General features: G+C 42.3%; 13 protein-coding genes, 1 tRNA gene and 1 rRNA gene (1 of these 15 only partly in view). 8 read left to right on the plus strand and 7 right to left on the minus strand.

The genetic code is table 11. The features are described 5' to 3' along the window. Positions 1–126: 126 nt before the first annotated feature. The 5 genes from tgt (at position 127) to MURRU_RS11105 (ending at position 6,413) form a co-directional block, all read left to right on the plus strand. Positions 127–1,257 carry a tRNA guanosine(34) transglycosylase Tgt gene (tgt, locus tag MURRU_RS11085; RefSeq protein WP_014033562.1) on the plus strand — a complete coding sequence of 377 codons (1,131 nt, stop codon included), beginning with the start codon at positions 127–129 and terminating at the stop codon, positions 1,255–1,257. Next, positions 1,257–2,339, plus strand: coding sequence for an LptF/LptG family permease (locus MURRU_RS11090; RefSeq protein WP_014033563.1), 1,083 nt, complete (start codon positions 1,257–1,259; stop codon positions 2,337–2,339). The genes tgt and MURRU_RS11090 overlap by 1 nt, the downstream gene beginning before the upstream one ends. A gap of 114 nt (positions 2,340–2,453) precedes the next feature. Then, complete coding sequence (locus MURRU_RS11095) at positions 2,454–3,407, plus strand: acetyl-CoA carboxylase carboxyltransferase subunit alpha (protein ID WP_014033564.1); 954 nt, start codon at positions 2,454–2,456, stop codon at positions 3,405–3,407. A 167-nt stretch (positions 3,408–3,574) separates the two neighbouring features. Beyond that, complete coding sequence (gene dnaB / locus MURRU_RS11100; protein WP_014033565.1) at positions 3,575–5,122, plus strand: replicative DNA helicase; 1,548 nt, start codon at positions 3,575–3,577, stop codon at positions 5,120–5,122. A 13-nt stretch (positions 5,123–5,135) separates the two neighbouring features. Further along, complete coding sequence (locus MURRU_RS11105) at positions 5,136–6,413, plus strand: hypothetical protein (RefSeq protein ID WP_014033566.1); 1,278 nt, start codon at positions 5,136–5,138, stop codon at positions 6,411–6,413. On the opposite strand, the gene MURRU_RS11110 is transcribed toward MURRU_RS11105, so the two are convergent. The 3 genes from MURRU_RS11110 to MURRU_RS11120 all read right to left on the minus strand — a co-directional run bounded on the left by MURRU_RS11110 (position 6,410) and on the right by MURRU_RS11120 (position 9,185). Beyond that, positions 6,410–7,309 carry a hypothetical protein gene (locus MURRU_RS11110; RefSeq protein ID WP_014033567.1) on the minus strand — a complete coding sequence of 300 codons (900 nt, stop codon included), beginning with the start codon at positions 7,307–7,309 and terminating at the stop codon, positions 6,410–6,412. The genes MURRU_RS11105 and MURRU_RS11110 overlap by 4 nt on opposite strands. A 109-nt stretch (positions 7,310–7,418) precedes the next feature. Then, positions 7,419–8,306, minus strand: coding sequence for a dienelactone hydrolase family protein (locus MURRU_RS11115; RefSeq protein WP_014033568.1), 888 nt, complete (start codon positions 8,304–8,306; stop codon positions 7,419–7,421). Positions 8,307–8,393: 87 nt separating this feature from the next. Continuing rightward, on the minus strand, positions 8,394–9,185 hold the full coding sequence (locus MURRU_RS11120) for an HAD family hydrolase (RefSeq protein WP_014033569.1): 792 nt from the start codon (positions 9,183–9,185) through the stop codon (positions 8,394–8,396). Positions 9,186–9,284: 99 nt separating this feature from the next. Between MURRU_RS11120 and MURRU_RS11125 the strand changes: the two genes are divergently transcribed. Beyond that, positions 9,285–9,707: a secondary thiamine-phosphate synthase enzyme YjbQ gene (locus tag MURRU_RS11125; RefSeq protein WP_014033570.1), complete on the plus strand. Its 423-nt coding sequence runs from the start codon at positions 9,285–9,287 to the stop codon at positions 9,705–9,707. A 117-nt stretch (positions 9,708–9,824) separates the two neighbouring features. On the opposite strand, the gene rplT is transcribed toward MURRU_RS11125, so the two are convergent. From rplT to thrS, 4 genes are all read right to left on the minus strand, one after another. Further along, complete coding sequence (gene rplT, locus MURRU_RS11130) at positions 9,825–10,169, minus strand: 50S ribosomal protein L20 (RefSeq protein WP_014033571.1); 345 nt, start codon at positions 10,167–10,169, stop codon at positions 9,825–9,827. 91 nt (positions 10,170–10,260) lie between these two features. Then, positions 10,261–10,458 (minus strand): 50S ribosomal protein L35, encoded by a 198-nt coding sequence (gene rpmI / locus MURRU_RS11135; RefSeq protein WP_014033572.1) that lies wholly within the window; start codon positions 10,456–10,458, stop codon positions 10,261–10,263. A 48-nt stretch (positions 10,459–10,506) separates the two neighbouring features. Then, positions 10,507–11,058, minus strand: a complete 552-nt coding sequence (gene infC / locus MURRU_RS11140; protein WP_281023876.1) for a translation initiation factor IF-3 — start codon at positions 11,056–11,058, stop codon at positions 10,507–10,509. 36 nt (positions 11,059–11,094) lie between these two features. Further along, complete coding sequence (gene thrS / locus MURRU_RS11145) at positions 11,095–13,035, minus strand: threonine--tRNA ligase (RefSeq protein WP_014033574.1); 1,941 nt, start codon at positions 13,033–13,035, stop codon at positions 11,095–11,097. Positions 13,036–13,467: 432 nt separating this feature from the next. Here thrS and MURRU_RS11150 point away from each other — a divergent pair. After that, a 16S ribosomal RNA gene (locus MURRU_RS11150) occupies positions 13,468–14,993 on the plus strand. A gap of 102 nt (positions 14,994–15,095) precedes the next feature. Then, positions 15,096–15,132: transfer RNA gene (locus MURRU_RS11155), tRNA-Ile, on the plus strand; it runs 37 nt beyond the window's last position.

The following is a 15,132-nucleotide window of genomic DNA, read 5'->3' on the forward strand; positions in this document are numbered from 1 at the left end:
CGCATTATTTGTAGAAAACAAGTGTTGATTATACATTTGTTAAATGACTTGTGCTCAGAAACTTTATTTTTTTGTTAAGGAACAACGAAACAGAGTTAGTTATATTTGCGGTTCTAAAACGAACAATTGGATTTTACCTTAGTACAAAAGGATAGTAAAAGCAAGGCCAGGGCAGGGGAGCTGACCACCGACAATGGCAATATACAAACCCCTATTTTTATGCCCGTAGGCACAGTTGCCTCGGTAAAAGGGGTACACCAACGCGAATTAAAGGATGAAATAAATCCCGATATAATTTTAGGAAATACCTATCACCTTTTTTTAAGACCTGGAACTGGAATTCTCGAAGAGGCTGGAGGTCTCCATAAGTTTATGGGGTGGGATAGACCTATTTTGACCGATAGCGGTGGATACCAAGTCTATTCGTTATCGGATAATAGAAAAATAAAAGAAGAGGGTGTAAAGTTTAAATCCCATATTGATGGGTCGCGCCATTTTTTTACCCCCGAGAATGTAATGGAAATACAGCGTACCATAGGTGCGGATATCATCATGGCTTTTGATGAGTGCACTCCCTATCCCTGCGATTACCAATATGCGAAGCGTTCCATGCACATGACACATAGATGGTTGGACAGATGCATCAACCATTTGGAAAAGCTTCCGTTTAAATATGGTTATTCCCAAAGTTTTTTTCCTATTGTTCAAGGGTCTACCTATAAAGATTTAAGAAAACAATCTGTGGAGTATATTGCTTCGGTAGAGGCAGAAGGTAATGCCATTGGCGGACTTTCGGTAGGTGAACCTGCCGAGGAAATGTACGAAATGGCCGAATTGGTCTGCGATATCCTTCCGGAAGACAAGCCGAGATACCTTATGGGGGTGGGTACACCCATCAATATATTGGAAAATATTGCATTGGGCGTGGATATGTTCGATTGTGTAATGCCCACACGCAATGCCCGAAATGGTATGTTGTTTACGGCCCACGGCACCATCAACATCAAAAATAAAAAATGGGAGAACGATTTTTCCCCTATTGATGAAATGGGTATCACTTTTGTGGATACCGAATATTCCAAGGCCTATTTGAGGCATTTGTTCGCGGCCAATGAATATTTGGGCAAGCAAATTGCCACTATACACAATTTAGGTTTTTATCTGTGGTTGGTGCGTACCGCAAGAGAACGTATTTTAGCCGGAGATTTTTTGGAGTGGAAAACCAAAATGGTCAACCAAATGGATAAAAGACTGTAATGTTCACCATACTCGATAGATATATACTTAAACGCTACTTGATCACCTTTATGGGGATGCTTTTGCTGTTTGTCCCTATCGGTATTATGGCCAACTTGGCCGAGAAAATCGGTAAGATCATAGACAATGAAGCTCCGTTGGCCGAAGTGATAGTGTTTTACGGCAATTTTACCTTGGTAATCGGGAATTTATTACTGCCCATTTTTCTTTTTTTATCGATTATATTTTTTACGTCCAAACTGGCCAGTAACACGGAGATTGTGGCAATTTTGAGTTCCGGTGTCTCTTTTTGGCGGTTTTTACGCCCCTATTTTGTAGGGGCTACCTTGGTGGCCATTCTTATTTTTATGATGGGAATGTTTATAGTACCCCATGCAAGTATCGGTTTTAACGAGTTTGAGTACAAATACTTTAAAAAAGGCAAGCAGACCAGGGTAACGGAAAATATCTTCAACCAATTGAACGAGCAGGATTATATCTATGTGAGTAGTTTTGATCCCAACCGTCAGATCGGTTACAATTTTACCTACGAGCATTTTGATTCCATTGGAAAGTTGGACTATAAAATTTCCGCCAGTAATATAAGATGGGTGGAAGACGACAGTATTTACCGTTTGACCAATTATGAAAAACGTACGGTCAGGAACGAAACCGAGTACATCAACTCAAAACGTAGGTTGGATACGGTTTTCTCCTTTCAAATAGATGATCTTACCCCGGTTTCCTATGTAGCGGAGACCAAAAATCTTTTTGAGCTCAACGATTTTATCGAGGACCAGCGCAGAAAAGGCGCATCAAACATTAATGCATACGTATTGGTAAAATATAAACGATGGGCGCTTCCCATTGCAGCGTTCATTCTTACGGTAATAGCTGTGGCCGTTTCCTCCGTAAAGCGAAGGGGAGGCATGGGGCTTAATTTGGCCTTTGGTATCGGGGTGGCCTTTGTGTACATCTTTTTTGATAAAGTTTTTGGAACATTGGCAGAGCAATCCGGTTTTTCACCTTTGCTGGCAGTGGTAATTCCCAACCTTTTTTTTGGTGTTTTTGCCGTTTACATGCTAATGAAAGCCAAGCGATAATTCAGTAATATTAGCGTATATTGTTGAAGTTAAAAGACTTGTGTTTTTCATGGGAGTATGCCATAATGTTATATATTTGTCCCCATTGTTTTTCGTGAAAATAAAAGACTTCCCATGGAATATCTAGAATTTGAACTCCCCATCAAAGAACTTGAAGACCAACTTCAAAAATGTATGGTAATTGGGGAAGAAAGTGATGTAGACGTTACAGAAACGTGCTCTCAAATCGAAAAAAAACTCGCGCAGACGCGTAAGGATATCTATAAAAATCTTACCGCTTGGCAAAAGGTACAGTTGTCAAGGCACCCCAATCGACCTTATACCATGGATTACATCAATGCCATTTGTGGAGACACCTTTTTGGAGCTCCATGGCGACAGAAATGTAAAGGATGACAAGGCTATGGTGGGCGGATTGGGAAAAATTGGTGACCAAAGCTATATGTTCATTGGCCAACAAAAAGGATATAATACTAAGACCCGTCAGTACCGTAATTTTGGTATGGCCAACCCTGAAGGTTACCGAAAAGCACTTCGTTTGATGAAGTCTGCTGAAAAATTCAAGATTCCCGTGGTATGTTTTGTGGATACTCCAGGAGCCTACCCAGGTATTGAAGCAGAGGAAAGAGGTCAAGGAGAGGCCATTGCCCGTAATATTTTGGAAATGACCCGGCTTAAAGTTCCAATCATTGTAATTATTATTGGAGAAGGAGCCTCAGGAGGTGCTTTGGGCATTGGAGTGGGAGATAAGGTACTTATGTTGGAAAATACCTGGTACTCCGTAATATCTCCGGAATCTTGCTCATCCATCCTTTGGAGGAGTTGGGAATATAAAGAGCAGGCCGCCGAAGCCTTAAAATTGACCGCAACCGATATGAAAAAGCAAGGTTTGGTCGATGAAATCGTAAAAGAACCTCTTGGTGGAGCACATACCGACAGAAAAAAAACATTTGAAACAGTCGCAGACAAAATTTCTTCCCATTTTGAAGAACTCAAAAAGTTATCACCAAAAGAATTGGTGAAAACTCGCATGGAAAAATATGCGGATATGGGTGTTTTCAGCGAATAATTCTTGTTTTTCAGGGGCTCCCCTTTTTCATTAGGATATATCCCCGATTTTTTTTATGTTATTAACAGGTATTGGAAGTTATCAACATTTAAATTGTTAAGTACCTGTGGAAATCGTATACGTCTAAATTAAAGTTAACTAAAGGTTAATTAGCTACTTTCGCATTCATGGAAAAACCTAGCCCCATTGTAGGACATCGTGTGGAGAAATCCGCCCTTATCAATCTTGAGAGAGGTAAAATACCTCCTCAAGCAGTTGATTTAGAGGAAGTTGTGTTGGGAGCTATGATGATTGACAAGAAAGGTGTGGATGAAGTGATAGATATTCTTCATCCCGATGTATTCTACAAGGATTCCCACAAATATATCTATGAGGCTGTCTTTAAATTGTTCGAATCTTCCGAACCAGTGGATTTATTAACTGTTTCGGCGCAATTAAAGAAGGATGGGAAGCTAGAAGCCGTCGGAGGTGATTTTTATTTGATAAAACTGACCCAAAAAGTAGCATCATCCGCACATATTGAGTTCCACGCGAGAATTATTCTTCAAAAATATATTCAAAGAAGCCTTATTAAAATATCAAACGATATTATTGAGGAGGCTTACAGTGATGCCACTGACGTTTTTGACCTTTTGGACAATGCGGAGGCAAAATTATATGAGGTTACCCAAGGAAATTTAAAGCGATCCGCGGAAACTGCCCAGAATTTGGTGATACAGGCCAAAAAAAGAATCGAGGAAATTTCCAACAAAGAGGGGCTTAGTGGAATTCCATCTGGTTTTGATAAACTGGACAGGCTTACCTCAGGTTGGCAACCAAGTGATTTGATCATTGTTGCTGCAAGGCCTGGTATGGGTAAAACGGCACTTACGCTTTCCATGGCCCGTAATATTGCGGTGAACTCTGAAATTCCGGTGGCATTCTTCTCTTTGGAGATGTCATCCGTACAGTTGATTACCCGTTTGATTTCTTCTGAAACAGGACTGTCTTCAGAAAAACTGAGGACCGGTAAATTGGAAAAACACGAGTGGGAGCAGTTGAATGTGAAGGTAAAGACTTTGGAAAAAGCACCTTTGTTTATTGACGATACCCCATCGCTCTCCATTTTTGACCTTCGTGCCAAGGCAAGACGTTTGGCATCGCAGCATAATATTAGGCTCATCGTAATTGACTATTTGCAATTGATGACCGCCGGAGGAAGCCAAAAGGGAGGGAACCGTGAACAGGAGATTTCGACCATTTCAAGAAACTTAAAGGCATTGGCCAAGGAATTGAATGTTCCCGTAATTGCGCTATCCCAGTTATCGAGGGCCGTGGAGACCCGTGGAGGTAGTAAACGACCTATTCTTTCGGATTTGAGGGAGTCTGGTGCCATTGAGCAGGATGCCGATATCGTATCGTTCATATACCGGCCCGAATATTATAAAATTGACGAGTGGGACGATGAAGAGCGCACCCCCACACAAGGTCAAGCAGAGTTTATTGTAGCTAAGCACCGTAACGGAGGTTTAGAAAATATTAGGTTAAAATTTGTGGGCGCTCTGGGTAAATTTGATAACTTGGATGACTTTGATTCCCCATTCGAATTCCAATCGAAGATGAATGCGGACGAAGAAAACCCCTTTGCGACACCAAATCTTCCAAGTACGGATGATGCATTTGGCAGTGCAATGAACAGTGATGATGGCCCAGATGATAATGATGTACCTTTCTAAAATAATACAGTGGATGTCATTTCGAGCAAATGCGAGAAATCTCACTATTGTATGCTTCTTTCTTTTTTTCTTAAAAACTTCTGCCTCCGTAATCCTGATTCCAATGGATGCCGAGGGACAAAAAAATCATTTAAAGGCATACGGAATCACCTATTGGGTGCTTGCCAAACAACAAAAAGTACAATGGCTGCTCAACTATCGTGGAGGCTCTTTTATATTGCCCGATGGTGACGCCATACGCAAGGAATGCCAAATCCGGGGCGTTTCTTTTGAAGTACTTTCCGATGGGCAGGCAGCGCAAATTTTGGATGACATCAGTAGTCCGTCACAAAACCAAGATGCCGTTATTCTGGAAAAAGCACCGAAAATTGCCGTCTATTCTCCAAAGGGGAACCAGCCTTGGGATGATGCGGTTACCATGGTACTCACCTATGCCGAGATTCCGTATACTACCATTTATGATACAGAAGTGCTTGGCGATAAATTGGCACTTTATGATTGGTTGCACCTGCACCATGAGGACTTCACGGGGCAATATGGACGCTTTTACGGGCATTACCGAGCTGCCCCTTGGTATATTGAAGATAAAGCCAATGCAGAAGCGCTAGCGCAAAGCTTGGGGTATTCCAAGGTGTCGGATGAGAAATTGGCCGTGGCTTTAAAAATTCGAAATTATGTGATTGGCGGAGGCTTTATGTTTGCCATGTGTTCTGCTACCGATAGTTTTGATATTGCTCTGGCAGCAGAGGAAGTGGATATCTGCGAGCCCATGTTCGATGGTGATCCTTCGGATGCCAACTATCAGGCCAAACTGGATTTTAGCAACACGTTTGCCTTTACCAATTTTACCTTGGAACGCAATCCCATCCGGTATGAGTTCTCTTCCATCGATATGACCAACAAACGATCCAATGTTCCCAGAGAATCCGATTACTTTTCATTAATGGAGTTTTCGGCCAAATGGGACCCAGTGCCCACAATGTTGACGCAAAACCATACCAGTTTGGTTAAAGGTTTTATGGGGCAGACCACAGCTTATACCCGAAACCAAGTGAAACCTACGGTTATGGTATTGGGTGAGAACAAAATAAATGGAGAGGCCAGATACATCCACGGTATTAAAGGAAAAGGTTTTTTTACTTTTTATGGAGGGCATGACCCCGAGGATTACCAGCATAGGGTAGGGGATCCCAAAACAGAATTGGAACTACATCCGACTTCGCCGGGATATCGATTGATTCTGAACAATGTTCTCTTTCCCGCTGCCAGAAAGAAAAAGCAAAAGACTTAATCTTTTTTCACCTGAATCAAGGCTTTTGATTCAACCAAGTCACCATGTTCCCATTCCCAACCAATTAAACATTTGGTACCGCTTAAACAAGATAAAGCAGCCAATCCGTAAGGAAAATTGTCTCCGTTTTCAAGGTAAACATTCCAACTTTTTAGATAATGACAGGTCAAGCATATATCCCTAGTGTCCCGAAAGCCTCGCTTTTGTTCCATAAAGCAGCTGAGGTGTGTTTTTAAACTGGTATCTTCCACCCAATTGTCCAGCCATTGTTTAGCGGGCTCGTTAAGCGCACCATTGTTGGTAAAAACATATCTCAAAGCATTCCTTGGATAATAATCGGTTTCTGAATCGGGGATTTCAAAGAGCTGGCAAAGCGCCGAAAAAATATCATTTTTATCACTGATTCTTGTAATGATTCTAAAATTAGAGCTATTACTTTTTCCAGCAATTTGAACGGCTTTTTCCAAATCTATAATAAGTTCCTTCTTATTTCTGATGTAATGTCCATGTTTTAGAAGGAAACTTTTTTCGTCTTTAGACAGCATACAGTATTTACTGTCCAGTTTCACTATGGCCCAATGTCCTTTTATCTTGGAATTATAATAGGATCCCATCGGATTATTTTCAGAATTGATGAGCGAAGCCTTAAGAGATAGATCCGTGTCAGTTAAATAAGGCTCATAAACATAGGGGATGTAATCATGGTCTTGGGTAAAACTGGAAATAGGTTTTCCCATTAGACCCTGAAAGGCCCATGCTAGTTTGAGTTCTCGAAAACCCCAGGATAGCGGATAATTTTGAGACTTAAGAAAAGTGTTCCAATCCTGCTTTGTCCTTTTACTTTCAATAAAACGGTACGGATTATGGATATGCGTTTTGATTTCGCCCTTATTCATTAGAAATGATAATTAAGTTAAGGGCTATGCAAAGGCAATTTATAAAAATATGTCGTATTTAATCACCATAACATCAAAGAACTGCCAAGCATGTAAAAGCAACGGGTTTCTAGCTCAGCTTCTCCTTAAAAAAAGCTACGGTTCTTTCCCATGCCAGATCGGCTGATGTTTCATCAAAACGCGGCGTGGTATTGTTATGGAATCCGTGGTTTACATCGGGGTAAAAGTGAACCTCATAGTCTTTGCCGAGTTCTTTCAATTTAGCTTCATAATCTTCCCAGCCAGCGTTTACCCTTTCGTCCAATCCTGCATAATGAATCAATAAAGGCGCATTTATTTGTGCTACTTCATCATCTGCAGGCTGACTTCCATAAAAAGGAACTGCTGCTGCCAAATCAGGAACTTTTACAGCCATCATATTGGAAATCCATCCACCGAAACAAAACCCAACAACCCCCACTTTACCATTACAATCTTCATGGTTTTTGAGATATTTGTAGGCTGCGATAAAATCTTCCAACATTTCGTTACGGTCCCGTTGGCGTTGGAGTGCTCTGCCTTCGTCATCATTGCCTGGATACCCGCCAAGTGGTGTAAGAGCATCTGGGGCCAAGGAAATAAAACCTGCCTTGGCAGCTCTTCGTCCCACATCTTCAATATAGGGATTTAGACCTCGGTTTTCATGAACTACGACAACACCACCCATTTTGCCTTTACTATCTTTTGGCTTGGACAAAAGGCCTTTGATTTCACCACCTCCTTTTGGGGAATTGTAGGTAATGAACTTAGAATCCAATTCTGGGTCGTTGGGCGATACAGTGAGCGTGTCCTTGTAATTGGGCATTACAAAACTCATCAAAGAAGCCATTGTAATACTACCAACGGCGTAAACGGAAAGTTTTTCCATAAACTCCCTACGGTCTAACTGGTTGTGGGCGTACTTATCGTAAAGGTCAAAGACCTCTTGTTTTATGTCTTCTTTTTTTAAAGGTGCCATAACGTTGCTTTTGTTGTTTGCCCATTAAGGTACAAATTTTGAAAAAGCAAATCACTCAGAATAAGATAAATAGATTGGGTAGTGTGACTAAAGCAACTTCTCCAAAATCCGCTCTACACCAAAATCGTCGTTGCTGTGAGTAGTATATTTGGCGGTTTTTAAAACATTGGGGTGTGCATTGGCCATGGCAAAGCTATAGTCGGATAGCTCCAACATTTCCAAGTCGTTGTTATAATCACCAAATACCATAATTTCGTGGGATGCAATCTGAAATTCATCCATCACTTTTTTGAGTGCATAGCCCTTGTGTGCGTTTAAATCGGATACGTCTACCCAATTGGCCCCAGAAACCTTTACTTTTAAATCCCCCTCCAAGTGCTTTACATTGGGGTAAATGTGCTTTTCAGAATTTTCAAAATGGTAAATGGCTATTTTCAGCACCTCTTGATCAACCTCTTTTTGGTCTTCAACAATTTCGAACTCCGAATAGTATTCACGGAGCATTTCCAAGAATTCGTTTGAATCACCACCCACAAAAGCATTGTTTTGACAACATAGCACAGGGTGTACATTTTCTAACGGACGCACGGCATCAAGAATACGATCTATTTCCGATTTGTTGATTGGAGTGGTGAGCAAGGTTTCCTCTTGTTTTTTTATCAAGGCGCCATTTTCGGCAATAACGAGGATTTCATTTTTGATAGACCCCAATTTGTCTACCATGCTGTGATATTGTCTTCCACTAGCAGCAACAAAAGCAATGTTTTTCTTTTTGAGTTCTTCGTAGATTTCAAAAAATCGGCTGCTTACTTCGTGGTTGGAGTTTAACAAAGTTCCGTCCATATCGGTAACCACCATTTTTATCTGAGATAGGTCCATTACAACAAATTAAGCTGCAAAGTTATTTGTTATTGACCGAACTGAACCCTTGTTTTGGTAAACTTTATATTAATTTCGTTGAGAAAGGTTTGTTTGTCTATGAATTTTTATCAGAAAGAAATACAATTAAAATCATACTCCAGGGGGTTTCATTTGATTACGGACACGGTAATTGATGCTGTTCCCGAACATCGAAAAATAAACACTGGATTTTTACAGGTGTTTATTAAGCATACCTCGGCCAGCCTGACGATTAATGAAAATGCCGACCCAACGGTACGAACGGATTTTGAGAGCCACATTAATAAAATGGTTCCAGAGAATGCACCGTATTATGTACACAATTATGAAGGACCCGACGATATGCCCGCCCATATCAAAGCTTCGTTGATGGGAGCTTCCGTTCAGATTCCCATAACTCAGGGTAGTTTGAATATGGGAATTTGGCAAGGTATTTACCTGTGTGAACATAGAAACCATGCTTCAGGGAGAAAGTTGGTGGTTACGGCCTATGGGCAATAAATGATTAGATTGTCAGTTCGAGCGCAGTCGAGAACGACCTTTCCGTAGGAGCCATAAAATAAAAGATCCCGCACAAGGCGGGATCTAAATAAGCGGGGTAAGTTTATATTAACTTTTTTACTTTACTTTCTCAACGATTGCTTTAAAAGCATCGGGGTGGTTCATGGCCAAATCGGCAAGAACTTTTCTGTTAAGTTCAATTCCATTGGCTTTCACCTTACCCATAAATTGAGAGTAAGACATTCCGTGCATTCTGGCACCAGCATTAATACGGGTAATCCATAAGGAACGGAACGTACGCTTTTTGTTTCTTCTATCACGGTAAGCATAAAGCATTGCCTTTTCTACCGCATTTTTGGCTACTGTCCAAACGTTTTTACGTCTTCCAAAGTAACCTTTGGCTTGCTTCATCACTTTTTTTCTTCTAGCTCGTGAAGCAACTGAATTTACTGATCTTGGCATAATGTGTCATTTTTTTGTAGCAGGCGCCTCGATTATTGAGAACTTTTTTGGCCCGACTCCATGGTTAATAAATAAATGTACCGAAGAACAATTATTTTAAACGTAATTGTTCTTTGATGTTGTCCTCATCCGCTTTGTGAACCAAAGTGGAATGGGTCAACTTTAGCTTACGCTTTTTAGACTTTTTAGTCAAAATATGACTCTTAAAAGCGTGCTTTCTTTTGATTTTACCAGTTCCTGTCAGCTTAAAACGCTTCTTGGCACTGGATTTTGTTTTCATCTTAGGCATTTTCCTAGTATTTAACTCCGCTTATTATACCGAACCAGGGTCCAGTTTTTATTTTTTGTTTGTCTTGGGTGCGATGAACATGGTCATACGCTTGCCTTCCAATTTAGGCATCTGTTCAACTTTTCCAAGCTCTTCAAGTTCTTGGGCCAGCCTTAACAGTAATATTTCGCCTTGGTCCTTATAAACGATTGATCGTCCTTTAAAGAACACATAAGCTTTGAGTTTGGCACCATCTTTCAAGAACTTCTCTGCGTGTCTTTTCTTGAACTCATAATCATGATCGTCCGTTTGTGGGCCAAACCTAATTTCCTTTACGACAACTTTACTTGCTTTGGCCTTCATGGCCTTGTCGCGTTTCTTTTGTTCGTAAAGAAACTTTTTATAATCCATCACCTTACAAACAGGTGGTTCGGCGTTTGGGGATATTTCCACCAAATCCGACTCCTGTTCATTGGCTATTTCCAATGCTTTGGAAATGGGATAAACACCCATCTCTACATTATCGCCGACAAGACGTACTTCTCGGGCTTTTATTTTCTCATTGATGTTATGAGGGTTTTTGTTTTCCCTCCTAGGTTGGGGTCTAAATCTTCTTCTAATTGCTATGACGTATACTTTTTAATTAAACTTAATTTTTTAGAACGACTTTAAGGTACTATTTATTTCAGTAGTTACCAAGTCCGAAAATGTATCTACGCTCAAACTACCCAAATCTTCACCTCCATGTCTTCTTACAGAAAGGCTGGCAGACGCTTCTTCCTGTTCCCCAACAATGATCATGAAAGGGATTTTTTTGAGTTCTGCCTCACGAATTTTTTTCCCTACCGTCTCGTTCCGGTTATCAATGAGCGCGCGAATTTCGTGATTTTCTAACGAATTCAAAACTTTTTCGGCATATTTTTCGTGTTTCTCACTGACGGGCAGAACGATAGCTTGGGTTGGAATCAGCCATAACGGGAAGTTTCCGCCAGTATGTTCCAGTAATAGCGCGACAAATCGTTCCATACTTCCAAAAGGAGCACGGTGAATCATTACAGGTCTGTGCAATTCATTATCACTTCCTTTATAGGTAAGATCAAAACGTTTTGGAAGATTGTAATCCACTTGGATGGTACCCAATTGCCAATTTCTGCCAAGAGCATCTTTAATCATAAAGTCCAGCTTTGGACCGTAAAATGCAGCTTCACCACTTTCAACCACATAGTTCAAACCTTTTTCTTCGGCTGCGTTGATAATGGCCTGTTCGGCCTTCTCCCAATCATCGGTGTTGCCAATATATTTGTCGGGGTTGTCCAAGTCCCTTACGGATACTTGAGCAGTGAAGTTGTCAAACCCTAAAGAATTCAGAACATATAAGGTAAGGTCTATTACATTTTTGAACTCATCATTTAATTGTTCCGTTGTACAGAAAATGTGAGCATCATCTTGGGTAAAACCTCTTACTCTGGTAAGACCATGCAATTCACCACTTTGTTCATATCTATATACCGTACCAAATTCAGCATAACGTTTGGGTAAATCTTTATAACTGAAAGGTTGGCTATTATAAATTTCACAATGGTGCGGACAGTTCATGGGCTTCAGCAAAAACTCTTCATCCTCTTTTGGGGTGTGAATAGGCTGAAAGCTATCCTCTCCATATTTTGCGTAGTGGCCCGAAGTGACGTAAAGTTCTTTTTGGCCAATATGGGGGGTGACCACCATTTCGTACCCAGCTTTCTTCTGAGCCTTCTTTAAAAATTGTTCCAGGCGTTCGCGTAGGGCTGCGCCATTAGGCAACCATAAGGGTAAACCCTGACCTACTTTTTGGGAAAAAGTGAAAAGTTCCAATTCCTTCCCCAATTTTCTGTGGTCCCTTTTCTTGGCCTCTTCCAAAAGTTGAAGATACTCTGTAAGTTCCTTTTGTTTAGGAAACGAAATACCATAAACACGGGTCAACTGAGTATTTTTTTCATCCCCCCTCCAATAAGCTCCCGCAACACTCAATAGTTTAATGGCTTTTATGGTGCCTGTATTGGGAATGTGGCCGCCGCGGCACAAATCGGTGAAGGTGCTGTGGTCGCAAAAAGTGATGGTTCCATCATCAAGGTTTTCGATGAGTTCCACTTTGTACTCATTTCCTTGTTCTTTATAATAGGAAAGTGCATCCGCTTTGGAAACACTTCTCATAATATAGTCGTGCTTCCCTCGGGCAATCTCCAAAGCCTTTTTCTCGATTTTTGGAAAATCCTTTTCAGAAATAGTTTCATCACCAAAATCCACATCATAATAGAAACCATTTTCTATCGCAGGACCAATGGTCAATTTTATACCAGGATAGAGTTCCTCCAATGCTTGGGCCACAACGTGGGAAGTGGAGTGCCAAAAAGCCTTTTTGCCCTCATCATCTTTCCAGGTATATAAGGTAAGGGTGCCACTTTCCTTTAAAGGAGTAACAGTTTCAACAGTGGTATCGTTGAATTTCGCCGAAATAACATTTCGGGCCAAACCTTCACTAATGCTTTTAGCAACCTCCATGGGTGTAGTTCCTTCTGGAACTTTCTTTACTGCGCCATCTGGCAATGTAATATCAATCATCTACGCTCCTTTAATTTTGGATGGTGTCAAAGATACTATCTTGATTTGATGCTGACAATAGGGAGTGGTCCCATTTGTAAGTCGTAATCAATCAAGGGCTTATATATATGCAGGAATTATTTTTGATGGTTCTTTGGTTGGATTTGAAATTATTCATACATTAAAACTCTGTAAATCAACGAACTGTAATTTTTTCAAAAAAATATTGAAAAACATTTTGCGGTAAGGAAATAAGGTGCGTATATTTGCACCCGCTTAGCTGATAAGGCAGGGCGTTGACGAGAGGGGATTTTATGAGAAGAGAGTCCTTTTGAGTTTGGAAAAAAGTAAAGAAGTTCATATACATATTGTAACGACAGCGTAGAATTAAGAATAAACCATTTTGATGCAGGGACTCGGGTTTCCGGGTGTCGGACAGACATTCAAGGAAATACAATGAAGAGTTTGATCCTGGCTCAGGATGAACGCTAGCGGCAGGCCTAACACATGCAAGTCGAGGGGTAACATAGGAAAGCTTGCTTTCTTGATGACGACCGGCGCACGGGTGCGGAACGCGTATGGAACCTGCCCCTGTCAGGGGAATAGCCCAGGGAAACTTGGATTAATGCCCCATGGTACCGCGATATCGCATGATATTGCGGTTAAAGATTTATCGGACAGGGATGGCCATGCGTACCATTAGTTAGTTGGTGGGGTAACGGCCCACCAAGGCAGCGATGGTTAGGGGCCCTGAGAGGGGGATCCCCCACACTGGTACTGAGACACGGACCAGACTCCTACGGGAGGCAGCAGTGAGGAATATTGGACAATGGGCGGGAGCCTGATCCAGCCATGCCGCGTGCAGGATGACGGCCCTATGGGTTGTAAACTGCTTTTATACGGGAAGAAACGCACCTACGTGTAGGTGTCTGACGGTACCGTAAGAATAAGGACCGGCTAACTCCGTGCCAGCAGCCGCGGTAATACGGAGGGTCCGAGCGTTATCCGGAATCATTGGGTTTAAAGGGTCCGTAGGCGGGCCTGTAAGTCAGGGGTGAAAGTTTGTGGCTCAACCATAAAATTGCCTTTGATACTGCAGGTCTTGAGTCATGGTGGGGTCGCCGGAACATGTGGTGTAGCGGTGAAATGCATAGATATCACATAGAACACCGATCGCGAAGGCAGGTGGCCAACCATGTACTGACGCTGATGGACGAAAGCGTGGGTAGCGAACGGGATTAGATACCCCGGTAGTCCACGCCGTAAACGATGGATACTAGCTGTGGGGACTTCGGTCTCCGTGGCCAAGCGAAAGTGATAAGTATCCCACCTGGGGAGTACGTTCGCAAGAATGAAACTCAAAGGAATTGACGGGGGCCCGCACAAGCGGTGGAGCATGTGGTTTAATTCGATGATACGCGAGGAACCTTACCAGGGCTTAAATGCAGGCTGCATGGGGTGGAGACACCCCTTTCTTCGGACTGCCTGCAAGGTGCTGCATGGTTGTCGTCAGCTCGTGCCGTGAGGTGTCAGGTTAAGTCCTATAACGAGCGCAACCCCTACCGTTAGTTGCCAGCATGTAAAGATGGGGACTCTAACGGGACTGCCGGTGCAAACCGTGAGGAAGGTGGGGACGACGTCAAATCATCACGGCCCTTACGTCCTGGGCTACACACGTGCTACAATGGCCGGTACAGAGGGAAGCCACCCCGCAAGGGGGCGCGGATCTACAAAACCGGTCACAGTTCGGATCGGGGTCTGCAACTCGACCCCGTGAAGCTGGAATCGCTAGTAATCGGATATCAGCCATGATCCGGTGAATACGTTCCCGGGCCTTGTACACACCGCCCGTCAAGCCATGGAAGCCGGGAGTGCCTGAAGTCCGTCACCGAGAGGAGCGGCCTAGGGCAAAATCGGTAACTAGGGCTAAGTCGTAACAAGGTAGCCGTACCGGAAGGTGCGGCTGGAACACCTCCTTTCTAGAGAAAGAGATGTCCGGAACACCCTTGTCCCGCACGAGATGGTTTTATCTCTGCGCTGTCGTTTATAATATGTTACAAATACTGGCAATAAGGCCAAACAGTCTCATAGCTCAGCTGGTTAGAGCGCTACACTGAT

This window comes from Allomuricauda ruestringensis DSM 13258, from assembly GCF_000224085.1.
Taxonomy (GTDB): Bacteria; Bacteroidota; Bacteroidia; order Flavobacteriales; family Flavobacteriaceae; genus Flagellimonas; species Flagellimonas ruestringensis.